General features: G+C 68.8%; 20 protein-coding genes. 10 read left to right on the top strand and 10 right to left on the bottom strand.

Features of this window, described 5'->3' with window-relative positions; genetic code table 11:
* Positions 1 to 49: 49 nt before the first annotated feature.
* Positions 50 to 853: a thermonuclease family protein gene (locus J2852_RS14545; RefSeq protein WP_343206743.1), complete on the bottom strand. Its 804-nt coding sequence runs from the start codon at positions 851 to 853 to the stop codon at positions 50 to 52.
* Between the two features lie 81 nt (positions 854 to 934).
* Here J2852_RS14545 and J2852_RS14540 point away from each other — a divergent pair, with 81 nt between their 5' ends.
* Positions 935 to 2377, top strand: coding sequence for a M48 family metalloprotease (locus J2852_RS14540; protein WP_246499649.1), 1443 nt, complete (start codon positions 935 to 937; stop codon positions 2375 to 2377).
* Positions 2378 to 2473: 96 nt separating this feature from the next.
* Positions 2474 to 4387 (top strand): adenylate/guanylate cyclase domain-containing protein, encoded by a 1914-nt coding sequence (locus J2852_RS14535; RefSeq protein WP_246499647.1) that lies wholly within the window; start codon positions 2474 to 2476, stop codon positions 4385 to 4387.
* A 158-nt stretch (positions 4388 to 4545) separates the two neighbouring features.
* Here J2852_RS14535 and J2852_RS14530 read toward each other — a convergent pair whose 3' ends face one another.
* Both J2852_RS14530 and J2852_RS14525 read right to left on the bottom strand, forming a co-directional pair.
* Positions 4546 to 5817 (bottom strand): pentapeptide repeat-containing protein, encoded by a 1272-nt coding sequence (locus J2852_RS14530; RefSeq protein WP_209876651.1) that lies wholly within the window; start codon positions 5815 to 5817, stop codon positions 4546 to 4548.
* 6 nt (positions 5818 to 5823) lie between these two features.
* Positions 5824 to 6777, bottom strand: a complete 954-nt coding sequence (locus tag J2852_RS14525; RefSeq protein WP_209876649.1) for a protein phosphatase CheZ — start codon at positions 6775 to 6777, stop codon at positions 5824 to 5826.
* 147 nt (positions 6778 to 6924) lie between these two features.
* Between J2852_RS14525 and J2852_RS14520 the strand changes: the two genes are divergently transcribed.
* On the top strand, positions 6925 to 9228 hold the full coding sequence (locus tag J2852_RS14520) for a hybrid sensor histidine kinase/response regulator (RefSeq protein ID WP_209876647.1): 2304 nt from the start codon (positions 6925 to 6927) through the stop codon (positions 9226 to 9228).
* On the opposite strand, the gene J2852_RS14515 is transcribed toward J2852_RS14520, so the two are convergent.
* Positions 9217 to 9423 carry a hypothetical protein gene (locus tag J2852_RS14515; RefSeq protein WP_209876645.1) on the bottom strand — a complete coding sequence of 69 codons (207 nt, stop codon included), beginning with the start codon at positions 9421 to 9423 and terminating at the stop codon, positions 9217 to 9219. The genes J2852_RS14520 and J2852_RS14515 overlap by 12 nt on opposite strands.
* Before the next feature lie 254 nt (positions 9424 to 9677).
* Between J2852_RS14515 and J2852_RS14510 the strand changes: the two genes are divergently transcribed.
* The gene (locus J2852_RS14510) at positions 9678 to 10766 is read left to right on the top strand and encodes a Do family serine endopeptidase (protein ID WP_209876643.1); all 1089 of its coding nucleotides are present in this window, start codon (positions 9678 to 9680) and stop codon (positions 10764 to 10766) included.
* An 11-nt stretch (positions 10767 to 10777) separates the two neighbouring features.
* Positions 10778 to 11545: a hypothetical protein gene (locus tag J2852_RS14505; protein WP_246499645.1), complete on the top strand. Its 768-nt coding sequence runs from the start codon at positions 10778 to 10780 to the stop codon at positions 11543 to 11545.
* Between the two features lie 51 nt (positions 11546 to 11596).
* Here the strand turns inward: J2852_RS14505 and J2852_RS14500 are convergent, their stop codons facing one another.
* A complete protein-coding gene (locus J2852_RS14500) occupies positions 11597 to 11824 on the bottom strand; it encodes a YMGG-like glycine zipper-containing protein (protein WP_209876641.1) in 228 nt (75 codons plus the stop codon).
* Positions 11825 to 12007: 183 nt separating this feature from the next.
* Positions 12008 to 12253, bottom strand: coding sequence for a hypothetical protein (locus J2852_RS14495; RefSeq protein ID WP_209876639.1), 246 nt, complete (start codon positions 12251 to 12253; stop codon positions 12008 to 12010).
* A 302-nt stretch (positions 12254 to 12555) separates the two neighbouring features.
* Here J2852_RS14495 and J2852_RS14490 point away from each other — a divergent pair, with 302 nt between their 5' ends.
* On the top strand, positions 12556 to 12915 hold the full coding sequence (locus J2852_RS14490) for a hypothetical protein (RefSeq protein ID WP_209876637.1): 360 nt from the start codon (positions 12556 to 12558) through the stop codon (positions 12913 to 12915).
* Positions 12916 to 12922: 7 nt separating this feature from the next.
* Here J2852_RS14490 and J2852_RS14485 read toward each other — a convergent pair whose 3' ends face one another.
* The 3 genes from J2852_RS14485 to J2852_RS14475 are packed head-to-tail and all read right to left on the bottom strand — an operon-like array spanning position 12923 to position 15460.
* Positions 12923 to 13711, bottom strand: coding sequence for an ABC transporter ATP-binding protein (locus J2852_RS14485; protein WP_209876635.1), 789 nt, complete (start codon positions 13709 to 13711; stop codon positions 12923 to 12925).
* Positions 13708 to 14496 carry an ABC transporter permease gene (locus tag J2852_RS14480; RefSeq protein WP_209876634.1) on the bottom strand — a complete coding sequence of 263 codons (789 nt, stop codon included), beginning with the start codon at positions 14494 to 14496 and terminating at the stop codon, positions 13708 to 13710. The genes J2852_RS14485 and J2852_RS14480 overlap by 4 nt, the downstream gene beginning before the upstream one ends.
* A gap of 7 nt (positions 14497 to 14503) precedes the next feature.
* On the bottom strand, positions 14504 to 15460 hold the full coding sequence (locus tag J2852_RS14475; RefSeq protein ID WP_209876632.1) for an ABC transporter substrate-binding protein: 957 nt from the start codon (positions 15458 to 15460) through the stop codon (positions 14504 to 14506).
* Positions 15461 to 15699: 239 nt separating this feature from the next.
* Between J2852_RS14475 and J2852_RS14470 the strand changes: the two genes are divergently transcribed.
* On the top strand, positions 15700 to 15900 hold the full coding sequence (locus J2852_RS14470) for a hypothetical protein (protein WP_209876630.1): 201 nt from the start codon (positions 15700 to 15702) through the stop codon (positions 15898 to 15900).
* Positions 15901 to 16089: 189 nt separating this feature from the next.
* On the opposite strand, the gene J2852_RS14465 is transcribed toward J2852_RS14470, so the two are convergent.
* Positions 16090 to 19020, bottom strand: a complete 2931-nt coding sequence (locus J2852_RS14465) for a PAS domain-containing protein (protein WP_209876628.1) — start codon at positions 19018 to 19020, stop codon at positions 16090 to 16092.
* Positions 19021 to 19267: 247 nt separating this feature from the next.
* Here J2852_RS14465 and J2852_RS14460 point away from each other — a divergent pair, with 247 nt between their 5' ends.
* The 3 genes from J2852_RS14460 to J2852_RS14450 all read left to right on the top strand — a co-directional run bounded on the left by J2852_RS14460 (position 19268) and on the right by J2852_RS14450 (position 23231).
* A complete protein-coding gene (locus J2852_RS14460) occupies positions 19268 to 20089 on the top strand; it encodes an aldo/keto reductase (protein WP_209876626.1) in 822 nt (273 codons plus the stop codon).
* 113 nt (positions 20090 to 20202) lie between these two features.
* Complete coding sequence (locus tag J2852_RS14455) at positions 20203 to 21897, top strand: sensor histidine kinase (RefSeq protein ID WP_209876624.1); 1695 nt, start codon at positions 20203 to 20205, stop codon at positions 21895 to 21897.
* Positions 21898 to 22253: 356 nt separating this feature from the next.
* A complete protein-coding gene (locus J2852_RS14450) occupies positions 22254 to 23231 on the top strand; it encodes an amidoligase family protein (RefSeq protein ID WP_209876622.1) in 978 nt (325 codons plus the stop codon).
* Positions 23232 to 23241 lie beyond the last annotated feature (10 nt).

Here is a 23241-nt window from a genome sequence, read left to right as displayed (position 1 = left end):
TAGGGCGCACCGCCACATTTCGCCACAGCGCCGCACGGCCTATGACGCGTCATTCCGTCTCCTCGTCGGGCTCTTCTTCTCTTGGGGGAAGGGAACGGGGCTTGAGCGGAGCATCGTCCAAGCGCTCGATCTGCTCCGGATGGGTGGCTTCGATCATCGGGCCGCTGCGCAGGCCGACCCAGCCGCGCACGCGGACCACGCGCCCCTCGTAGGACAGCGGGTCGATGCGCGCCTTGGCGAAGTCGCGCAGGGCGGCGCGGCCGATATGGACGGTCACGTCGGTCCGCCAGTCGTCGCCGAAGTCCAGATAGGCGTCGCTGGACCATTTGGTGACCCGCAGCACGCGCCCTTCCACGACCTGGAAGCTGTCGCGGTCGCGGCGCAGGGTTTCGGGATCGGCCGGGCGGACGGCGTAGACGCGGCTGCGCCAGACGCCGCGCTCCGCCTTGCGAGCGGCGGACTCGGCGGCCAGCATCTCCCGAGCCAGGGCGCGGGCGTCCGGCTGGGTGTGCACGCGGGCATGGCCGCGCGCCAGCAACTCGCCCTGAAGCCACAGGCCGTCCTCCCGCACCAGCTGGGCGACGAGGCGCCCGTGGCGGTCGGTCGCGGCCTCTCCCTTGACGGTCAGGGTGTGGCCGAGGGCCAGTTCCTTCAGGGCGGCGGTCGCGGCCTCGGCGAGCGGCCAGCGCCGGTCGCCTTCGGTGTTGGCCGGTGGCTTGGCGGCCTCGATCCCGGCCAGCCGGACGCGGCGGCCGTCCTCAAGCTCCAGCGTGTCGCCGTCGATCACGGCGGTGACGCGCAACCGGTCCAGCGGCGCGGCGGCCAGGAGAAGGCCCGCCAGGAGGATGAGCACTATGCTTTGGGTCCTATGCAAGGGAACCACCCGCCCGCCGCCGAGTTTGAGTTTTGCACGCTCCCCTCGGGTATGACGGCCATGACGCATCAATGCAACAGACTGCGCCGGATCGCCGCCGCGCTGATGGCGGTCCTCCTGTTCACCTCCGCCTGCACGACGGCGAGCGCCCAGCTGCTGGGCGGCAACGACGAGGCGCTGGGCGCCCAGGAGCACCCCAAGATCCTCGCGCAGTTCGGCGGCGAGTACCGCGACCCGAAGCTGCAAAACTACATCAACCGCATCGGGCAGAAACTGGCGGCGCAGACGCCCCGGCAGGGACCCTGGACCTTCACCGTTCTGGACAGCGAGGTGGTCAACGCCTTCGCCCTGCCCGGCGGCTATGTCTACATCACGCGCGGCCTGATCGCCCTGGCCAAGGACGAGGCCGAGGTGGCAAGCGTGATGGGCCACGAGATCGGCCACGTCATCGCCAACCACTCGCGCGAACGGCAGACCGGGCAGACCATCGCCGGCCTGCTGGCGGCCGGCGTCGGCATCTTTCTGGGCAGCCCGGAGCTGGCCGAACTGGCCAACGTCGGGGGCAGCGCGGTGCTTGCCAAATACTCGCGCGGGCAGGAGTCGGAGGCCGACCGGCTGGGCATCGAGTATCTGGAGGGCGCCGGCTACGACCCCTTCGCCATGGCGACCTTCCTGGAGACCATGCGGCGTGAAAGCCAGTACGAGAGCCTGCGCGCCGGCAAGGGCGCCGGGGAGAGCGGCTTCGACTTCTTCGCCACCCACCCGCGCACCGAGAACCGCGTCGAGGAAGCCGCCGAAATCGCCCGCAAGCGTCCGCAGGGCGGTGCCCGTCCGGTGGAGCCCTATATGGCCGCCATCGACGGCGCGGTGTGGGGCGACAGCCCGGAGAACGGGTTTGTGCGCGGCCGGACCTTCGCGCACCCCGGCCTGGGCATCGCCTTCCAAGTGCCGCAGGGATTCAGCCTGCTGAACGGGGCGCAACAGGTCATCGCCAAGGGTCAGAACGGCGGCGCCATCGTCTTCGACGGCGGGCCGGCGAGCGGCCTTCCCGACCCGGTCGATTACCTGACGCGCGGTTGGGCCCAGGGCGCCCGGCTGCAAGGCGTGCAGTCCTTCTCCGCCAACGGCCTGCCGGCCGCCACCGCCGTGACGCGCGGCGAGACCGAAAGCGGGGCGGTGGACGTGCGGCTGGTGGCGATCCGCGCCGACAACGACACCATGTACCGATTCACCTTCGTGGCGCCGAGCGGGACGCTCGGCCGGCTCGACCCGGCCTTTCAGCAGACCGCCGCCAGCTTCCACCGGCTGAGCCGGCAGGAGGCCGCGCAGCTTCAGCCCCGGCGGGTGCGGGTGGTGACGGCAAGGCCCGGCGACACGGCAGAGAGCTTCGTCCGGCAGATGCCGCAGGAGCCCTACGCCGAGGAACTGTTCCGAATTATCAACGACCTGCCGCCCGGCGCGCCCATCCAGCCCGGCCAAAAGGTGAAGATCATCACCGGCTGACAACCCTGTAAAGCATTCGTTAACCAGAGTGATCGTTGAGGGACGCGGCGCGTTGGCCGATTGCCCATGCCCGCGTGCGTCTGTACCCTCCCCGGCATGGCTGCTACCCCGTCCGCGCGATCACTGAAGAAAGCCAAGCTGCTCGCCACCCGGCGCGCGCGCCTGCGCCTGCCGATCGCGGCGGTGCTGGTGGCCGGCTTCGGCACGCTGATGCTGCTGGCGGTGGCGAGCGTGCTGGTGCTGGGGCTGGTCAGCGCCAGCCGGAACACCTTCACCCTGCTGAACGACCGGGCCGACCTGGCGCTGGCCGGGGTCGAGGTCCGGGTGCGCAACCAGCTGAACCCCGCCCGCGACATGGCCCGCTTCATCGCCGGGCTGGTCGAGCGCGGAGAGCTGGACCCCAGCGATTCGAAAAGCCTTCAGGACACCCTGCGCGGCGCGCTGGCCGCCGCCCCGGACGTGACCGGGATCGCCTTCTTCCGCCCCGACCGCACGGGGCTGCGCGCCGACCGCCAAGGCAGCGCGCTGCACGTCGGCCCCGAGGATCTGCGCGGCGAGAAGGAGGTGGCGCCGGAGCTGCTGAACGGCGCCGACCGCAACACCGCCGTCTGGGCCGACCCGCTGTGGTCGAAAGAGGCGGGCACCAGCTTCGTCACCCTGTTCCAGCCGGTGCGGCGCAACGGCCACTACCTGGGTCAGGTGGTGGTCGGCGTGTCGCTGGGCGACCTGTCGCGCTTCCTGTCCACCCTGTATGTCGAGCAGGGGCTGAACGCCTTCGTCCTGTTCGACAAGCAGCACGTGCTGGCGCACCCGTCGCTGGCCGGCATGAAGTTCGATTTCTCCAACAAGCCCGACGGCCCGCCCCTGCCCCGCATCGATCAGGTGGCCGACCCGGCGCTGGCCGCGCTGTGGACCTCCGGCAAGCCGATGCAGGCGCTAAAGAAGCGCGTGGAGGGCAAGAGCGTCAGCGTGCTGGACGAGGACTATCTGTTCCTCATGCGCTCCATGGCCGGCTACGGCCGGCAGGACTGGATCATCGGCATCGGCTTCCGCGAGGACGAGGCCGGGACCGAGATCCGCCGCCTCTACACCACGGCGCTCGCCGGCTTTGGCATCCTGCTGATCTCGGTCGCGGTCGCCCTGCTCGTCGGCCGCAGCATCAGCGCCCAGGTGGCGCGTCTGGCTGAGGCCGCCGACCGCGTCCGCTCCTTCGAGTTCCGGGGCATTCCGGAGCTGCCGGACTCCCGACTGCGCGAGCTGGCCCACGCGGCGACCGCCTTCAACGCCATGGTCGCCGGCCTGCGCTGGTTCGAGACCTACGTGCCCAAGGCCCTGGTGCTGCGCCTGATGCACCGGCGCGGCGCCGAGGCCAGCTTCAGCTCCGAGGAGCGGGAGGTGACGGTGATGTTCACCGACATCCGCGGCTTCTCGCAGATGGCCGAGCATCTGGGGGCCGCCGACACCGCCGCCCTGCTGAACGAGCATTTCACGCAACTCGCCGCCTGCATCGAGGCGGAGGGCGGCACCGTGGACAAGTTCATCGGTGACGCCATCATGGCCTTCTGGGGCGCGCCCGAGGAGCAGCCGGACCACGCCGCCCGCGCGCTGCGCGCCGCTCACGCCATTGCCCGCACGGTCCACGCCGACAACCGCCGCCGCGAGGCTGAGGGGCTGCCGCCGATCCGCGTGCGCATCGGCCTGCATTCCGGTCCGGTGGTGGTCGGCAACATCGGCTCGGAAAGCCGCATCAACTACACCATCGTCGGCGACACGGTGAACGTCGCCGCCCGCATCGAGGAGCTGGCCTCCAGCCTTCAGGGCGACGCCGAGGTCATCGTGCTGTCGAGCGCCGCCACAGCCTTCCAGGGCGACGGCGCCGCGCCGCTGGACTGCGTCGGCGGCAAGCCCCTGCGCGGCCGGACCGGCACCACCGAGGTCTGGCGGGTGTCGCTGGACGAGGATGTGTCGGACACGGGTGAACGTGTGGTGCCGGAGACCCAGGGGGCGTGAAGCCCGTTGTGTATCGTTGTGCAGGTTTCGGCGATTTTCGAAAAGCATGCACGACCGCGATAGCATTTTTGGGACACTGCCAATCCACGACCAGACTTAGTCCGATGACTTAGTCAACCTGCGGCAACGGCACCCCATCCCGGAAGCGGCGACTCCGCTCACACGGCCCCGCCCAGCCTTGTGCCTTCCAGGATCGCCCCGTCGAGGTCGGCTCCGTTGCGGTCGCAGCCGGTCAGGTCGGCCAGCGTCAGGTCGCACCCCTTCATGTTGGTCGCGGCCAGCGAAGCACCGGCCAGCCGCGCGCGCACCAGCGAGGCGCGCATGATCTTCGCCCCTGCGCTGATCAGCAGCGTGCCGAGGTTCGCCCCGTCCAGACAGCCGTCGATCAGGATGGCGCGGTCGAGCTTGGCCCCGCGCAGGTCGGCCCCGCGCAGGTCGGCGGAACGCAGGTCGGCCCCGTCGAACTGCGCCGCCTGGAGCTGCGCGCCGTTCAGCCGTGCGTGACGCAGGCGCACGCCGGAGCCCTTGGCCAGCGTCAGGATCTTGCCCGACAGATCGACCCCATCCAAATTCAGCCCGGACAGGTCGAGCTGCTGTCCCTGCTTCCCGCTGGTGCCCAGCCACAGCAGATGCTGCTTCAGCCGCGCCTCGATCTCGTTCGTCGGCACGGCCGGCAGGGCGGGGGCGTCCTCCGGCTCCCCATCGTCGATGACCGGCGGCGCGGTGGCCGCGGCTTCCGCCTCCTCGTCCGTGCGGATCGACATGGCCAGATCCAGATCCGACACCATGGCGCCGTCGAGGATGGCCCCGCGCAGATCGGCGCCGTTCAGGTCGGCCCCCTGAAGGTCAGCGCCGGAGAAGTTGCAGTCGCGCAGGTCCGTGCGCTGCAACCGCGCGCCTTGCAGGCGGGAGTTGGTGAAGTCCGCCGCCCGCGCGAAGCTGCCCGACAGCTTGGCCCGCGCCATGTCGGCGTTGGTCAGCTTGGCCGAGCCCATGTCCGCCGGCCCCGGTTCGAAGCCCACCACCTTCAGCTCGCCCGCGCTGTTGCGGTTGGCGACGCTGCCGTCGCGCAGGTCCACCTCCACCATCACGGCGCCATCCAGCATGGCGCCGCGCACGTTGGCGCCGCGCATGTCGGTGCGGTACAGCCGCGCCTCCGTCAGGTCGGCCCCGCGCAGATCGGCGCCGTAGAGGTCGGCGTGGTCGAGGGTGGTGCCCCGCAGCTTGGCGTCACGCAGGATCGCGCCCGACAGATGCGCGCCGGTCAGGTTGCGGCCGGACAGGTCCAGCCCCGCCAAGTCGAAGAAGGGCAGGTTGGCGCGCGCGCCGTTCGGCCGCCCCTCCATGAAGCGGACGTGCCGTTCGCACACCCGGTCCAGCTGATCCTGCGTCAGCCGTATCCTGGATTTTATGGAACCGTCGTTCGCCATGGGGCCTCAGGCGAACAGCGCGTCGATGTCGGACTGGGAAATCGCCTCACCCCCGCCGGAGGACGGCGGAGGAGGCGGCGGAGCGGCCGGTTTCGGCGCGGGTTTCGGGGGCGGTTTGGGGGTCGGGTTTGGTTGGGGGGGCGGGGCGGGTTGCGCCTCCGCCGGTTCGGCGCGTTCCATCACCTGCGGCAGCTGGCTCGCCAGCCCGTCGAACAGCGCGTCGATGTCGTTCTGGCTGACGCTCGGGCCGCCCAGCTGCGGTCCGTTCAGCAGATGCGCGTCGGGCCGCGTGTCGCCCAGCTTGCGGTGGGAGGTGGTGTCGTCCGGCACGGGAACGGCGGCGGCACGGTCCACGCCCCAGATCTCGATCATCGTGTTCACGCGCTGCTCGATGTAGCGCAGCGTGTTGACGACCTTGGTGGTGCGCTGGCCGGTGATGTCCTGGAAGGAGCAGGCGGTCAGGATTTCGATGCACCACGCCTCGATGGCGTCGGCCATCTCCGCCACGTCCTCGTTGTCGCGCGGGATGGACTGGGTGATTTCCTGAATCTTCTCGGTGGCGTTCAGGATGTCGGTGGTGGCGCGCTCGGTCGCGGCGACGATCTCGTCCAGCTCGCCGGTCGCCGCCTCGATGCGGTTGGCGCCGGTGTCGGCGGGCTTCAGCGCCGCGATGTCGCTGCGCGTCTCGCGCACGACCTGGGTGATCGCCGTCAATTCCTGCTGGAGCAGCGGCAGCCCCTCGCCCGACACGCGTGCCATGGCGCCAGGCTCCACCCCGCGCAGGCGGTTGACCTGCTGTTCGAGCGAGCCGACCAGCCGCTGGAATTCGTCCACGGCGACGACGCGGGACCGGCGGTCGCGCATGCGCAGGAAGGCGCGACCGCGCGCCGTCTGCGACAGCGCCTCCTCCATCTGAAGGTAGTCCTGCTCGGTCAATTCGAGCATGGGAACGTCGCTCATGTCCAAACCCTGCCGGCAAGACCCGGCCGAAAGTGATAAAGGACACTACTCCCGGGCGGGGCTCCGGTAAAGCCGGTGCGCTTTTGGGACGCAGTTACCCACAAAAAGCTATAACGGCGTCTCCGCAAGCAGAATACATCTAGCCGTATGGAGAGGATCCCGCCCCTGCCCGGCCTGACGGCCGACCGTGCCCTGGCCGCGCGGGCCATGCCCCTGCGCTGGCACTTGGCCGTTCTGACGGTGGCCGTGCTGGCCCCGATGCTGGTGCTGTCGCTTCTGCTGATCGTCTGGAACGCCGGCAGCCAGCGCCGCGAGGCGGAGAACGACCTGCGCGAGATGGCGCGGGCTCTGGCCTTCACGGTCGATCAGGACATCACGGCCATCACCGGCACGCTGGAGGCGGTGGCCATCGGCGGCGGTTTCCCCAGCAACAATCCCGTCGGCTTTCACACCACGGCGGCCATGCTCCAGGAAGGGCATCCGAACTGGTATTCGGTGTTCCTCGCCAGCGCCTACGGCCAGATCGTCATGGACACGGCCTTCGGCGCTCCGGGACCGGAATCGGCGCCCTACGCCGCCACCATCCGCAAGGCCATCGTCACCGGGCGCCCGGCCGTTTCCGCCCTGCTGCCCGCCGACAACGCACGGCCGCCACTGGTCGCGGTGGCGGTGCCGTTGCGCCGCCATGGGCTCGTGGAAACGGTGATCGGGGTCACCGTCCGCGCCGACCGGTGGAACGGCATGCTGCGGGACCAGAATTTCTCCGGCGATCTGGTGGCGGTCATCGTGGATGAGGACGGGCGCATTCTGGCCCGCGCTCCGGAACCCGAACGCTATGTCGGCCGCACCGTGCCGGACTGGTACCGCGACGGCGCCGCCGACGCCGTCGATGGCGTGGTCAGTGGCTTCAGCCTGATCGGCAGCGACCTCACCATGGGATTCCGCCACCTGAACGGGGCCGGATGGACAGTCGGACTGGGCGTGCCGAACGACAAGCTGCAAGCCTCCGTGCGACGCAGCCTGTGGGCGATGACCGGCCTCGGCGCGGCGCTGATCGCGCTCGCCGCCTTCGGCGCCATCCGCTACGGCCGGCGCATCGCCGCGCCGATCCGGCGGCTGAGCGAGGCCGCCGCCGCGCTGGAGGACGGGCGCCCGGTGCCGGCACCGAAGCCGGGCGTGGTCAGCGAGTTGAACGACCTCGCCACCGTGCTGGCCCTGGCCGGAGAACGGCTGCACGCCGCGACCGCCGAGCGCGAGCATCTGCTGATCGAGGAGGCGCGCGGCCGGCGCGAGGCCGAGCTGGCCAACGGCGCCAAGGCCCGCTTCCTGGCGGCGGCGAGCCACGACCTGCGCCAGCCCTTCCAGGCCATGCGGCTATACCATTATCTGCTGAACGAAGGCCTCACCGACGAGCGCGCCCGCGACAACCTCGCCCGCCTGGGCCGCGCCATGGAATCGGGCGAGGCGTTGCTGAACGCGCTGCTCGACGTGTCCACGCTGGAGGCCGGGACCATCCGCCCACGGGTGACCGACGTGCCGCTGTGCGACATCCTCGACGCCAAGCTGGGGGAAGTGCGCGGCCTTGCCCTGGAGAAGGGGCTGGAGATCCGCTTCCGCCCCTGCCACGAGACGGTGCGCAGCGACCCGCTTCTGCTGGGCCGCATCGTCGGCAACCTGCTGGCCAACGCGGTGCGCTACACCAACGCGGGCGGCATCCTGCTGGCCTGCCGCCGCCGGCGCGGGCAACTGCGCATCGAGGTGTGGGACACCGGCATCGGCATTCCGGCCGACAAGCTGGCCGCCGTGTTCGAGGATTTCGTCCAGCTCGACAACTCGGCGCGCGACCACCGCCATGGGCTGGGCCTCGGCCTGTCGGTGGTGCAGCGGACCGCCCATCTGCTGGGCCATCCGCTGACGGTGCGGTCAAGGCCGGGGCGGGGGTCGCTGTTCGCGGTAACGGTGCCGCTGACCGCCAGCGACGGCGCCCGCTCCGCCCCCTGCCGGCCGATCCCGCAACGGCTGGGCTATGGCCGGTCCCTGCGCATCCTGCTGGTGGAGGACCACGCCGACCAGCGCGCGGCGCTCCGCCGCATTCTGGAGGACGCCGGGCACCGCGTCACCTCGGCCGCCGACGGCCCGAGCGCGCTGGCGGCGGTCGAGAAGCTCGACGAGCGGCTGGACGTGGTGGTCAGCGACTACCGCCTGCCGGGCCCCCACAACGGGGCGGAACTGGTGGCGCTGGTCGCCCAGCGGGTTGGCGGCCAGGGGGTTAGCAGGCGGTTGTCGGGGATCATCGTCACCGGCGACACCGACCCCGAACGCCTGCGCGACGCGGCGCGGAGCGGCTGCATCCTTCTGCACAAACCCATCGTGCCCGCCGACCTGCAGGAGGTGGTGGCCGCCGCCGCCATGGAATCCGAAACGGGGCTTCCCGTGCCGCTACCGGCGTGATTCCTCGACGGTCGCCGTGCTGCCGGCGACACCGCCATGCGGATCCGCCGAGGACGACGCCATCATCGCCAGCACCCACAGCGGCGGCGCCCAGAAGAAGGGCGAGCTGGCGGCCATCCACGCCACCGGCCAGCAGATCGCCATGGTGTGGCTGGCGTCGGCCAGCAGGCGCAGGCCGGTGATCGGCAAGACCATCGGATTCGCCATCATCAAGGCCGCGTCAGCCGGCAATCCCCTGCTTTCGGTCCTGGACGCGGATTTCACGGTTATTCTGGGGGGCATCCGTTCTTCGGTCCTCTGCCGTGTTCGCGTATAGAGTAAACAGAAGCACGAGCCGAAGGGTACCAGCTCCCGCAATAGGCTTGAACCGATTGCGGTTTTCTCCCAAATCTCCCCCGCCGGCATAAGGCCAATGGCTCGGGGCCAAAACGGGTTGGAGGGGTTGCGCGATGAGGAAGACGGTGCGGTTCGCGGCGGCTTGCGTGGCTGGACTTTTGGGCACTGGGCTTTTGGGCGCGGGCCTTATGGCGGGTCCGGCGCCGGCGGCGCTTCCGGCCGGGATCAGCGGGGCGGGCACCATCGCGCCGATGCTGCAGCAGGTGACCCCCGCCGTGGTGAACATCGCCGTTCTGTCGCGCGCGCCGCAGGCGGAAAACCCGCTGCTGCGTGACCCGTTCTTCCGCCGCTTCTTCAACATCCCCGAACAGCAGGCCCGCCCGCAGGTCAGCGCCGGGTCCGGCGTGATCGTGGACGCGCGGCGCGGCTACGTCGTCACCAACGCCCACGTCGTGGAGAACGCGCAGGAGATCGCGGTCACGCTGAAGGACCGCCGCCGCCTGCGCGCCACGCTGGTCGGGCGCGACGCGGCGACCGACATCGCGCTTTTGAAAATCCAGGCGGACAATCTCGTGGCGCTGCCATGGGGCGATTCGGACCGGTTGCAGGTCGGCGATTTCGTGGTCGCCATCGGCAACCCGTTCGGTCTGGGGCAGACGGTGACCTCCGGCATCGTCTCGGCGCTCGGCCGCAGCGGGCTGAAGGTCGAGGGGTACGAGGACTTCATCCAGACCGACGCGTCGATCAACCCCGGCAATTCCGGCGGCGCGCTGGTGAACTTCAACGGGGAGCTGGTCGGCATCAACACCGCCATCATCGGCCCGGCCGGCGGTTCGGTCGGCATCGGCTTCGCCGTTCCGGTCAGCATCGTGCGTTCGGTCATGGAGCAGCTGGTCGAGTATGGCGAGGTGCGGCGCGGCCGGCTGGGCGTGGCGATCCAGGACCTGACCCCCGATCTGGCCGACAGCATGAACCTGACCGGCGACGCCGGCGCGGTGATCGCCAAGGTCGAGCCGGGCTCCCCCGCCGACAGCGCCGGCCTGCGCAGCGGCGACGTGGTGGTGGCGGTGGAAGGACGCCCGGTGCGCAGCGCCACCGACTTCCGCAACCGCGTCGGGCTGGTGCGCGTCGGCACGCCGATGCAGGTGACCGTCCTGCGCGGCGGCAGCCAGCGCAACCTGACGCTCCGCACGGCCAAGTAAGCAAGGACGGGATGATCGGCCGCCCCCCTCCCCCGCGACGCCAAGCCCCCGCCGCGCCCATGGTCAGCGCAGCGCAGCGCCAGCGCGAAGTCGCCAAGCTGCTGATGCAGCTCGACGCCATGCTGAAGAAGGCGGGCGAGCTGGCGGCGGCGGCGCGCGAGCGCGTCTCGGTCGGCGGGATGGGGCGTTACCGCAAGTTCACCCGCAAGGTGCGCGACTTCTTCGCGCTGGCCGCCGTCACGCAGGAGCGGCTGGACGCCGCCCCGTCGGAGATGGAGGAGCTGATCGGCCCGATGACCACCGCGCTGGAGCGTCTGCACGCCCGCATGGTGGTCTTGTTCGTCGAGGAGAGCGCCGCCTTCTTCGCGACCTTCGTGCGGGTCAAGGCGCTGCCCATCGGCACGCACGAGGTCTGCGGGGTGGAGCTGCGCGGTCTGATCGAGATCCGCAAGTTCCTGGACGACCCGCTCTACGACGGCGAACGCGGGCAGCATCTGCGCGCCCAGACGGACCGCATCGCCCAGTTGATCCGCATGGTGATGGACCGCATCCCGCCGCTGCCGGACTTCGGCGATGCCCCCAGCATCGGGCCGAGGGGCGCGGTGAACAAACCGGTCCGCGCGCCGGCCCGCCGTCCTGCGGTGCAGGGGCCGGCGGTGCAGGGGCAGCCTCCGGCAAGGCCAGCCGCCCCGCCACCGGCCCCACCTCATGTTCAGGATCCGCGCCTGGAAGTCCGTCCGCTGACGTTGGATTCTCTCGGCGAGGATGACGAGAGGTGAATTCCCCTCTCCCCGCTCTGTACAAAGGTGGGGGAGAGGGAATGGACGGATTTACCGCCGCTTGCCGCTGTCGGACGTCAGGGCGCCCACGGCCGCGCCGGCCGCACCGCCGATGACGCCGCCCATGACGGCGCTGCCGCCGGTCAGGGCACCGATGGCGGCACCACCCGCCGCGCCGATCGCACCGCCGCTCAGCGTGCGCTGTTCGCGGTGGTTGAGGTTCGAGCAGCCGGCAAGCACGAGCGCACCGAACAGAATCACTGTAATTTTCTTCAACATGTTCCTACCCGTATTTCTTACCCGTATCCTGGGCGCGGCCGGTTGCACAGCCAACGGCCACGCTCATGATTTACGGATCGAACACTCTTTTGCGTGTGACTATTCCGAGGTATGAAAAAGGGCGGCCAACCCGTGGCCGCCCCGACACGCCTATGCGTTCAACCGGTTGAAATCTTAAAGCCGTCAGCCCTTCAGCTGCGGATCCTCGCCCTTGGCGTGGCTCTTGCCCTTTTCCTCGGCGCGGCGCAGTTCGTCGCCCTCGGGACCGTCAATGGCATCGCGGGCACGCTTGGCATCGCCTTCGACGTCATGGTGCTGGACATGCTCCTGAACACCCTGGCGGTACTGCTTGTCGGCGGTGCGGTTGCCTTCGCCTTCGTTCCGGGGGGCGTCGTTCCGGTTTTCATTGTTCTGGTTGTTTGGGGCCATCTCTTCCTCCTGCTGAGTTCATCGGCGCTCCGCCCCCCTCAACCCAATGGTCGCGCCAAAGTTTCGGCTGCGAACACTCCATCCAATGGTAGTACCACCGAGACGATTGCCCGATTTCATAAAATTGTATTTAATCTTTCTTTATATTCCCCTTGGCTATTCAAATTTTGGTAATGATTAATAAGAGTAAATATCGAATTTTCCTCTTTACTCTGATCGATCGTCCATGGAAGTTTAGGGACGTAACGACCTGCCAAAAACCAAACGAGCAGGCGGATTGGAATCGCCCAGGATTGCACGCCATGAGCTTCATCGGACGACCGCAACTCACCATTGCCACCCCGTCGCACCGCCCCAGCGACCGCCGCGAACGGCGCCCGCTTCAACCGGTCAGTGGCTATCCCGACATTCCGTTCTTCGACCGGACGGAATCCAAGTCCAGCCCCGTGACCACCGCCCGACCGGACACCTCGTCCGCGCCCCGTCTGGCGCAGGTGGTCCACATGGCCACGACCGGCGTGTGGGTGGTGCGGCTGAACGGCCGTCTGGCGGAGATCAACGGGCGCGCCCACTGGGAAAACCAGCGGGACCTCGCCGCCGACGCCAAGCGCGCGGGCATCGCCCTGTCGGATCTGGTCGTCCGCACCGGCGCGGACGACTGAGATCGCGTCAGGCTTCCATGCTCAGCGTCTTGATGGTCTCGACGCGGATTTCCTCGGTCAGCCGTTCCTTGTAGGCGGCGAAGGCCGGCGTCGTCTTGATCTTGTAGGATCGCGGGTGCGGCAGGTCGATGGCGATGTCGCATTTGATGCGGCCGGGACGGGCCGACATCACCACGACGCGGCTGGCCATGAAGATGGCCTCGTCGATGTCGTGGGTGACGAACAGCACCGTCTTTCGGTCGGCCTCCCAGATCCCCAGCAGCAGTTCCTGCATCAGCTCCCGCGTCTGGTGGTCGAGCGCGCCGAACGGCTCGTCCAGCAGCAGGATCTTCGGATCGTTGGCCAGCGCGCGGGCCAGCGCCGTGCGCTGCTGCATGCCGCCAGACAGCTGGGCCGGAAAGTGGTTTTCGAAGCCCTTCAGCCCGACCTGGGCCAGGAAGCGGTCGGCGATCGCCAACTGCTCGGCCCGCGCCATGCCGCGCTCGCGCAGGCCGAAGCAGACATTGTCGCGCACGGACAGCCAGGGGAACAGCGTGTAGGACTGGAACACCATGCCCCGGTCGGGGCCGGGTCCGGCAACACCCTGCCCGTCCAGCAGAACCTCCCCGCCGCTGGGCGTCTCCAGCCCGGCGACGACGCGCAGCAACGTGGATTTCCCGCAGCCGGACGGCCCCAGGATGGTGATGAAGTCGTTGTCGGCGACCTCCAGGCTGGTCGGCTCCAACGCGCGGGTGGCGGCCGTGCCGCGCCGGGCGGGAAAGGTCTTTTCCACACCCCGAATGGACAGCTTGCTCATCGCGATCTCGCCCAAGGAAAGAGCCGGGCGTTGACCGCCTGGAACAGGAAATCGGTGATCAGCCCGATCAGGCCGATGACGAAGATGCCGAAGATCATCTGCCCGGTGTCGAGGAAGCGCTGCGCGTCGATGATCATGTGCCCGATCCCGCGCGAGGCGCCGACCAGCTCCGCCACGATCACGTAGGTCCAGGCCCAGCCGAGCACGAGGCGCAGCGCCTCGAAGATCTGCGGGGCCGACGCCGGCAGCAGCACGCGCAGCACCACCCCCTTGCGCTTGGCGCCGAGCGTGTAGGCGGCCTCCACCAGATCAGTGCGGATGCCCGCCACGATCACCGCCACCATGATGATGAGCTGGAAGACGGAGCCGATGAAGATCACCAGGATCTTCTGGAACTCCCCCACCCCCGCCCACAGGATCAGCAGCGGGATGAAGGCGGATGCCGGCAGATAGCGCGCGAAGGACACGAAGCCTTCAAAGAACGCCTCCACCGGCTTGAACGCCCCCATCAGGATGCCGAGCGGCACCGCGACCGCCGCAGCCATGGCGAAGCCCGCGAACACCCGCCACACCGTGACGGCGATGTCCTCGGCAAAGCCGAACTCCCGGAACAGCGCCACGCCGGCGACGAGCGTGTCGCCGGGGGAGGCGAGGAACAGCGGCTTGACGAAGCCGCCGTAAGTCGCCACCCCCCAGCCCAGGAAGAACAGCGCGAAGCACGCGACCGCCAGCACCGTGCGCAGGGTCGGCGCCACCGGCTTCAACGGTGTGAAAAGCGACGGCATCGGCAAGTCACTTCACGAAGGACGGATCCATCATCGCCTCCAGGTTTGGTGGCGCCTTGCGGATCAGCTTCGCCTCCAGCATCACGTCCTGCACCTCCTTCATGAAGCCGGGCAAGGTCTTGGCGAAATAGTCCCGGTTGCCGTCCTTGTCGTACCAGCGCACGAACTTGGCCGAGGCGGCGAACTGCTCGGGCGTCTGGTTGACGTCCTTGCCCATGATCTCGAAGGCCTTCTGCTGGTCGGCCTTGATCATCTCCAGCGCCTCGAACCAGCTGTCCACGAAGGCCTGGACGACCTTGGGGTTCTTCTTGATGTAATCCGGCTGGAAGGCCAGCGTGTCGATGATGACGCCCGGCGTCTGGTCGGAGGTGACGATGATCTTGCCCTTCGCCTCGCGCACCTTGGACAGGTAGGGCTCGTAGGTCACGGCGGCGTCGAACTGGCCGGCGACGAAGGCGTTGGCGGCGTCGGACGGTTGCAGGTTCGTCGCCTGCACGTCGTTGATCGACAGCCCGTTCTTCTTCATCACATAGGCCAGCCAGAACTGCGGCACGCCGCCGAACTGCACCGCCACCTGCTTGCCCTTCAGGTCGGCGACGCCGTTGATCCCCTCGCGCACCGCGATGCCGTCGCCGCCGTGCGAGCTGTCGAGCACCAGAACCTGCGTCACGTCCACGCCGGAGGAGGCATAGAGGATGTGCGTGTCCACCGTGGTGGTGATCGCCTGCACCTCGCCCGCCGCCATGGCCTGATGGCGGTTGGAGGTGGGCATCTTCTTGATCTCCACCTCGATCCCGTTCTTGCGGAAGATGCCGGTTTCCTTCGCCAGCGTCACCGGCGCGAAGCCGGTCCAGCCGCTCATCGCGACGGTGACCTTCGGCAGCTGCTGCGCCGAAGCCGCCGCCGTCCACAATCCAACCAAACCGGCCGCCAGAGTCCCGACCAACCACGAAGACTTGTTCATGGTCTCCCCTCCTCTGTTCTTGTCCCGTCCATTGTGCACGCGCACAGCGCGGGTGGGAAGGGAGGGGGTGCGGATTGTTTTTTACCCTGCCTTTCGGCACGGGTGCGGCCAAAAGCCTCTCCGGCGAATGACATATTGCCGCACCGGATTATCCCCATTATATACCAAGCTATTGAGAAAAATATAATGTAAGCCGCTGCTGCGGGCACCATAGCATGGGTATCGGCACGATGCGGGTAATGGAAGACATCGACCGCCAAAGGACGCTGGAGTATTTCGAACGGCTGGGCAAGGACAGGGTGCGGCTCTACGCTGCCGTCGATTGCGACCGTTTCCTCGGCAACTGGCAGGTGCGCGAACTGGCCGACCAATGGCTTGCCGAAAAGGATGCGGAGGCACAGACAACGCCGCTGTGGCGACGGCTGATGGGCAAGCGCTGAGACCAGCCTGCCCGTTCAGTACTGATTGTTCACGGATTGCACGGATGTTGCCACGGATTACACGGATTTAGAAAGGCTTGCGAAGCGCAAGCCCTTCAGCAGGTGCGCGCTTCGCAAGCCATAAACAATCCGCGTAATCCGTGTTCAAATCGGTGCAATCCGTGAAGATTGAGCACATCCCCGGAAATCTTACGCCGCCCCGGCGCTGGCCATCATCCGGCGCAGCTCGTTCGGGAAGACCGGCTTGTGCAGGATCTGGAAGCCGTTGCGCTGGGCTTCCTGCAACCGTTCCGGTGCGGTGTCGCCGGTCAGGATGATGCCCGGCACCTCCCCGCCCAGCATGCCCTGCACGGCGGCCAGCGCTTCCGGCCCGGTCCGGCCCTGCTGGAGCTGGTAGTCGGCCAGCACGATCTGCGGGCGGCGGCCGTCGGCGCGCAGCCGCTCCAAAGCCTGATCCCCCGACCCGGCGGTCAGCACGCTGTAGCCCCAGCCCTCCAGCATCGCCTTCAGGCCCAGCAGGATGATCGCCTCGTCGTCGATGACCAGCACCATGCCCTTGGTCGCGCTGTCGTTGGCCGGCTGGCGCACGGCGACGGAGGACGGGCGGCACTTGGCGACGACAACGCGCGGCAACTCCACCGAGAAGGCCGAGCCCAGCCCCTCCTTCGACCGCACGCCCACCTTGTGGCCGAGCAGGCCGGACAGCCGCTTCACGATGGCGAGGCCCAGCCCCAGGCCACGGTCGCCGGTGGCGCTCAACTGGGTGAACTCCTCGAAGATCTCGTCCAGACGGTCGGCGGGGATGCCGATGCCGGTGTCGCAGACCTCCACCCGCACGCCGTCCTTGGTGCGGCGGCAGCCGATCAGGATGCGGCCGCTACGGGTGTAGCGCAGGGCGTTCTCGATCAGGTTGCGCAGGATGCGTTCCAAATGGGCCGGATCGGTGCGCACCCAGGCCCGCGTCGGCACGCCGCGCAGCTCCAGCCCCTTCTGCGCGGCGCGCGGGGCGTATTCGGCGATCAGGCGGCCGAGCAGCTGGCCCAGCCGCACGTCGGTCGGCGTGACCTGGATCTTGCCGGATTCCAGCCGCGACATGTCCAGCAGGCCGTCCAGCAGCCCCTTCAGCGTGTCCAGCGACTGGCGCATGTTGTCCAGCAGCGGCAGGCTGGGATTGCCCTGCAGCCGGTCGGCCAGCGCGGCGGAGAAGAGATAGAGCGACTGGACCGGCTGGCGCAGGTCGTGGCTGGCGGCGGCCAGGAACTTGGACTTGCCGGCGGCGGCCTGCTCGGCCTCCTCCCGCGCGCGTTGCAGGTCGGCCTCGGCCTGCTTGCGGCCGGTCACGTCAATTCCGGCGCAGGTCACGCCGATGACTGAACCGTCCGGCCCCAGCAGCGGATCAACCGTCAGGTCGAAGTAGTAGACCTTGCTCTTGTGGTGGACGCAGACCTCCTCGCAGGCACCCTCGCCGGTCTCCAGCACACGGCGCTTGATGGCGATCAGGGCCTCGGCGTCCCGCGGATCCTCGAAGATGTCGCGGTCGGTCTTGCCGACGACATGTTCGGCCGTGAGGCCCAGAGCCGGGTTGTGCATCCAGGTGTAGCGCAGGTCGCGGTCCTGGTTGAACACCACCACGCCGGAGTTGCGCAGCGCCGTGCGGAACCGCTCGCTGGCGACGCGCAGCGCCTCCTCGGTGCTCTTGCGCTCGGTGATGTCGATGCCGGACGCGATCAGGTGCGTGACCTTGCCCGTGGCGTCCAGCATCGGCGTCAGGCTGACGTCCACGATGGCCGACCGCCCGCCGGCCACCCGGATCACCGCGTCGAAGCGCGTGGACCGGCCCTGAGCGGTTTGGGCGATGGCGTCGCGCAGTCGGGCGCGCGCGGCCGGGTCGAACGCCCACCAGCAGGCCTCGTCGAAGGGGCGGCCGACGATCTGCTCCGCCGGCTGGCCGGCGGCGTCGATGGCGGCGCGGTTGACGTTGAGGACCACTCCCTCCGGCGTCAGCGCGCCCACGAAGGACGGCAGGGAGTCGAGCACCGCGCGCAGATGCTCCTCAGACCCGCGCAGCGCGCGCTCGCGCGCTTCCAGCGTTTCGGCCATGGCGTCGAAGGCGCGACCGAGCTGGCCGATTTCCGAGGTGCGGTCCACCAGACCGGCGCGGGCGGTGGAGTTGCCCTCGCGCCAGCCCTGCACGGCGAGGATCAGCGCCTCCACCGGCCGGCGGATGAACAGGGTGCCGCCGATCCAGGCGGCGGCGATGGCCACCAGCAGCCCGGCCAGCGTCATCATCAGGCCCTGGTGCGTGGCGCGGTCGATGTTGCCCATGACGGCGCGGTGGTCGATGCCGACGCTGATGAACAGGTCGCGAATTCCGTGGCTGGCGGGCGAATAGGCCAGCACGCGCGTCACCCCGTCCAGCCCCGGCAGGGTCACCACCCCGCCGCGCTCGTCATCCACCAGCCCCATGTAGGGCTCCGGCACGCGCTCGCCGCGCTGGGCGATGCCGTTGGGCAGCTTGACCAGGATGGCGCCCTTGCGGTCGGTCACCGTCAGGCTGGCGTTGTCGGGCAGCGGGCGCGCCGCGAAGTTGGCCGACAGCCAGGGCAGATCCAGCCCCAGCGCGACCGCCCCGGCCACCGCCCCGGCATCGTTGCGGAAGGGGACGGCGAAGGGCAGAACGGCCCCACCGCCAATCGTCGGGGTCCATTCGCCGACCACGAACCGCCCTTCCTCCATGGCGCGGCGGACGTGCGGCACCTCTGCGTACGACGTCTCCGCCGTTTCCGGCGACCCGCTGCACAGCAGCTTGCCGCTGCGGTCCACCACGGTCAGGTTGCGGTATTCCGGGGTGCGGCGGGCCAGACGCCCCAGATGCCCCTGGCAGCGTTCGAAGTCGCCCGTGCGCAAGGAGGAGGATTCCGCGATGCTGGTGACCATCAGCCGCGCACCATCCACGATGCGCGCCTGTTCACCCTCGACGAGATGCAAAAGACGCTCCGCCTGGGCGGCCACCTCCTCCTCACGCTCGGCGCGCAGCTGGAACACGCTGTAGGCCTGGATGCCGATGGCCGGCAGCACGGCGAGCAGGACCAGCAGGAAAAGGCGGGCCAGAAGGGTCATGGCGTCTCACAGGCTCCCTGAGCGGACAACCGGCTGAAGCCAGAAAGCCTCACCGCGCCGCCGAGACCATGGATACCCCCATCATGGTTAAATCACAGTTAATTGCAGCGGCATAATCCAAGGGCTACTTTGGATACACAAAGCGATATCAGCTCATGCGAGGTAAGACATCGTCGTATTTCTGGTCTTTTGATTTTTTGTTTTTCTAAAATTCTATGCTTTTGGTCATTCGAAAGAGGTAGTGACGATGAAAACGCTTACGCATCTTGGCACCCGGATGCCGGCCCTGGGCCTCGGCACATGGCAGCTGGCGGGATCGACCTGCGCCCGGGTGGTGCGCGGCGCGCTCGACCTTGGCTACCGGCACATCGACACGGCGCAGGCCTATGGCAACGAGGCGGAGGTCGGCGCCGCCATCGCTGAATCCGGCGTGGACCGCGAACAGCTGTTCCTCACCACCAAGCTGTGGATGGACCGGCTGGCCCGCGCCGACGTGCTGCGTTCGGCCGAGGAAAGCCTGCGCCGCCTGCGCACCGACTGGCTGGACCTGCTGCTGATCCACTGGCCGAACCCGCGCGTGCCGCTGGCCGAGACGCTTGAGGCGATGGCGGAGTTGCGCGAGGCCGGAAAGCTGCGCCACATCGGCGTCAGCAACTTCCCCGTCGCCTTGCTTCAGCAGGCGGTCGAGGAGGTCGGGGCCGAAATCTTCTGCGATCAGGTCGAGTATCACCCACTTTTGTCACAGCGGCCGGTTCTGGACTATCTGCGCCCGCGCGGCATGCCGCTGGTCGCCTACAGCCCCTTGGCGCATGGCAAGGTTCTGACCCATCCGGAGGTGCGCCGCATCGCGTCCAAGCACGGCGCCACCCCCGCCCAGGTGTCGCTGGCCTGGCTGCTGGGCCAGGACGGCGTGGCCGCGATTCCCAAGGCGAGCGGCATGGAGCATCTGCGCGACAACCTCGCCGCGCTCGACCTCGATCTCGACCCCGCCGACCGCGCGGCGCTGGACAAGCTGCAAGGCCACACCCGCACCGTCGCGCCGAGCTGGGCTCCGAACTGGGACACCTGAGCGGATCACTCCGGGAGGAGTGCGCCGCGACCCACCCGAAACCCCGATACACGCACCATCGGTTGCGTGCTAGAGTGCCCCATCGCCACTCCCCGGGATCCGTGCGCGCGTTCATGAGATATCACCGCCCGCTCATTCTCCTGGTGCTGGCCGCCCTGCTTCCGTTGGTGGTTCTTTCGGCGGTGCTCGGCGTGGCGTGGCTGCGCCAGCAGCAGTCCGCCATGGAGCGCAACGCCGTGCAGCAGGTGCACCGGCTGTCCGCGCTGATCGAGCACGAGCTGAACGCGCAAATCGACATCCTGCGCACGCTGGCGCAATCGCCGCTGCTCGACGGCGTGCCCGACGAGGCCACCTTCTTCGACTACGCGGAACGGGTGCAGGGCGAGCTTCCCCTGTGGACCACCATCGTGCTGAGCGACACGGAGGGCAACCGGCTGGTCGATTCCCCCAAGCTCGTCGCCGGCGCGCCGGGCAAGGTCGTCGACATGCCCAGCCTGACCCGTGCCGTGGAGACGCGCGCGCCGGCCATCGGAAGCATCCTGCGCGGGCCGCGCGGCCGGGCCGCCTTCGCCATCCGCGTGCCGGTGGTCCGGAACGGGGCCGTGATCTCCGTCGTGTCGGCCGTCATCATGCCGCAGGCTTTCCGCAATCTTCTTCTGGACGGCGCCCTTCCGGTGGGCTGGATCGGCGCCGTCGTCGATTCCGAAGGTCGCCTCGTGGCGCGCAGCAGCGGTTCCTCCGATCTGATCGGCCAGCCGGCCAGCGACAGCGCGCTGGCGGCGCGGGCGCGCGGCGGCGGCGGGGTCTACGAGGGCGCCAGCCTGGAAGGCACGCCGACCGTGACGGCCTATCAGGTCCTGCCCGAACACGGCTGGTCGGTGCACGTCGCCATCCCGCGAACGCTCTACATCGCCCCCCTGCGGGACGCGCTGTGGCTGGTGGGGGCCGGCGTGCTGCTCAGCCTGACGCTGGCCGGCACCTTCCTCTGGCTGCTGATCCGCGAGCTGCGCCTGCGCCGCCTTGAGGAGGCCGCCCGCGAGGAAAGCATCCGGCTGGAGGCGCTGGGCCGGATGACCGGCGGCGTCGCGCACGACTTCAACAACCTGCTCGGCATCGTCATGAGCGGCGCGGAGATCATCAAGCGCAAGCCGCAGGACCAGGAACGGGTCGTCCGCTACGCCGAAGCGATCCTGACCGCCGTCACGCGCGGGCAGTCGCTGACGCGCCAGCTCGCCGCCTTCGGCCGGCGCAGCGCGCACGAACCGGTCCGCTTCCGCCTTCAGGACCGCGCCGCTGATCTGGCCGCCCTGCTGAAGCGGACGACCGACAGCAACATCGACATCAGCCTGACCGTCCCCGACAGCCTGTGGCCCATCCACGCCGATCCCAACGCCATGGAGATCGCGCTCATCAACCTCGCCGTGAACGCGCGCGACGCGATGCCGGAAGGCGGCAGCCTGTCGATCACGGCCGAGAACCGGTCGCTGCTTGAACGGCGCGGCGACGGCATCGGGCTGACCGGCGATTATGTGGCGCTGGTCGTCCGCGACACCGGCACCGGCATCCCGGCGGAGCATCTGGGCCACATCTTCGAGCCCTTCTACACCACCAAGCCGGCGGACAAGGGAACCGGCCTCGGCCTCAGCCAGGTCTTCGGCTTCGCCAAGCAGTCGGGCGGCACCCTGACGGTGACCAGCACGGTGGGCGTCGGCACGACCTTCACCCTTTACCTGCCTCGCGCCACTGGGCATCTGGGAACGGCCGGCCGGCAGGACGGCGATGCAAAGACCGCGGCGGCAGAAGCGTGATTCCTAAAGTCGCTCCGCCCGTGGTGAATTGACAGGAAGGCACGGCGACACCACAATCAAGGCACGGGAGACGACGGCTGGTACCCGCCGCCTCCGCGCCCGGCCTAGTTCAGAAGGTCAAGCAGCCGCCTGACAATTTCCAGAACCAGGACCAGAAGGGTGAGGATCTCTTTCATCCTCCATCTCCTTCCAGAGTGTGGGCGGGCGGCGGCCGTTCCGCCGCCCCGCTCCACATCGCGAATGTAACAGTCTGCCACCCCCGCTCAACAACTCGCTCCGATGCACTCTGCCGCAGGCGGGTTGCGCGCTGATGCATTGCGGAACCGCCGCACCGTCAGCGGTGTTGAACGGGCGCCATGGACACGCCCTTTCTGATGCCCCCGCACCGCACCACCCCCGACGGTTCGCCGCGCCGCGTCGGCGTCGAGGTGGAGTTCGCCGATCTCGACGCCCCGTCCGCCGCGGCGGCGGTGCGGGACCTCTACGGCGGCACGCTGGAGCTGGAGAACCCCCACCGGTGCCGCGTGCGCGGAACCCGGCTGGGCGACTTCACGGTGGAACTGGACATGCGCTCCGCCCACCCCGAACCGAAGGACGGCGAGGGCGAACCCAGCAAGCTCGACTTGGTCGTGGAGAAGCTGCGCCCCCTGTGGGGCAACATCGGCAGCCTCGTCATGCCGTTCGAGATCGCCGCCCCGCCCATCCCCTTCGACCGGTTGAGCGAGCTGGAGGCCCTGTTCACCACCCTGCGGGAACGCGGCGCGTCCGGCACGGAGGCGAGCCCGCTGTTCGCCTTCGGCCTGCACCTCAACCCGCAGGTGGCGCGCACCGACGCGGACCATATACTCGACCATCTGAAGGCGTTCCTGATCCTGTCGCCCTGGCTGCGCAGCGAGATCCGTGTCGATCCGACGCGCCGGCTGACCGGCTTCATCGCCGCCTTCCCCACCGACTACGCCGCCAAGGTCGTCGATCCCGCCTACCGGCCGGACATGGACCAGCTGATCGCCGACTATCTGGAATCCAACCCGACCCGCAACCGGGAGCTGGACCTGTTCCCCCTCTTCGCGCACCTCGACCCCGACACGCTGTTCGCCAAGGTCAAGGACCCGCACGTCCGCCCGCGCCCGACCTTCCACTACCGCCTGCCCAACGCCCGGCTGGGCGATCCCGACTGGCGGCTGGCCCAGGACTGGAACCGCTGGGTGGCGGTGGAGCAACTGGCCGCCGACCGCGAACGGCTCGACCGGCTGGGCGCTGATTACCGCGATTTCGCCGCGCGCAAGGCACTGGACGACTGGGCCGCCGAAGCCGGGCGGCGGCTCGCCGGCTGAGGCTGGCCGG

The organism is Azospirillum soli (assembly GCF_017876165.1).
GTDB lineage: Bacteria > Pseudomonadota > Alphaproteobacteria > Azospirillales > Azospirillaceae > Azospirillum > Azospirillum soli.
The sequence above is the reverse complement of the archived record's forward strand: the minus strand, read 5'-3'. Positions and strand labels throughout refer to the sequence as shown.

Coding starts and splice junctions, on each gene's coding strand:
- J2852_RS14495 (WP_209876639.1), bottom strand. CDS start 12,253: ATGGCCCCAAACAACCAGAACAATGAAAACCGGAACGACGCCCCCCGG.
- J2852_RS14450 (WP_209876622.1), top strand. CDS start 22,254: ATGGACACGCCCTTTCTGATGCCCCCGCACCGCACCACCCCCGACGGT.
- J2852_RS14460 (WP_209876626.1), top strand. CDS start 19,268: ATGAAAACGCTTACGCATCTTGGCACCCGGATGCCGGCCCTGGGCCTC.
- J2852_RS14515 (WP_209876645.1), bottom strand. CDS start 9,423: ATGGTCTTGCCGATCACCGGCCTGCGCCTGCTGGCCGACGCCAGCCAC.
- J2852_RS14490 (WP_209876637.1), top strand. CDS start 12,556: ATGAGCTTCATCGGACGACCGCAACTCACCATTGCCACCCCGTCGCAC.
- J2852_RS14530 (WP_209876651.1), bottom strand. CDS start 5,817: ATGGCGAACGACGGTTCCATAAAATCCAGGATACGGCTGACGCAGGAT.
- J2852_RS14510 (WP_209876643.1), top strand. CDS start 9,678: ATGAGGAAGACGGTGCGGTTCGCGGCGGCTTGCGTGGCTGGACTTTTG.
- J2852_RS14505 (WP_246499645.1), top strand. CDS start 10,778: ATGATCGGCCGCCCCCCTCCCCCGCGACGCCAAGCCCCCGCCGCGCCC.
- J2852_RS14485 (WP_209876635.1), bottom strand. CDS start 13,711: ATGAGCAAGCTGTCCATTCGGGGTGTGGAAAAGACCTTTCCCGCCCGG.
- J2852_RS14535 (WP_246499647.1), top strand. CDS start 2,474: ATGGCTGCTACCCCGTCCGCGCGATCACTGAAGAAAGCCAAGCTGCTC.
- J2852_RS14465 (WP_209876628.1), bottom strand. CDS start 19,020: ATGACCCTTCTGGCCCGCCTTTTCCTGCTGGTCCTGCTCGCCGTGCTG.
- J2852_RS14500 (WP_209876641.1), bottom strand. CDS start 11,824: ATGTTGAAGAAAATTACAGTGATTCTGTTCGGTGCGCTCGTGCTTGCC.
- J2852_RS14470 (WP_209876630.1), top strand. CDS start 15,700: ATGGAAGACATCGACCGCCAAAGGACGCTGGAGTATTTCGAACGGCTG.
- J2852_RS14520 (WP_209876647.1), top strand. CDS start 6,925: ATGGAGAGGATCCCGCCCCTGCCCGGCCTGACGGCCGACCGTGCCCTG.
- J2852_RS14540 (WP_246499649.1), top strand. CDS start 935: ATGACGCATCAATGCAACAGACTGCGCCGGATCGCCGCCGCGCTGATG.
- J2852_RS14525 (WP_209876649.1), bottom strand. CDS start 6,777: ATGAGCGACGTTCCCATGCTCGAATTGACCGAGCAGGACTACCTTCAG.
- J2852_RS14480 (WP_209876634.1), bottom strand. CDS start 14,496: ATGCCGTCGCTTTTCACACCGTTGAAGCCGGTGGCGCCGACCCTGCGC.
- J2852_RS14455 (WP_209876624.1), top strand. CDS start 20,203: ATGAGATATCACCGCCCGCTCATTCTCCTGGTGCTGGCCGCCCTGCTT.
- J2852_RS14475 (WP_209876632.1), bottom strand. CDS start 15,460: ATGAACAAGTCTTCGTGGTTGGTCGGGACTCTGGCGGCCGGTTTGGTT.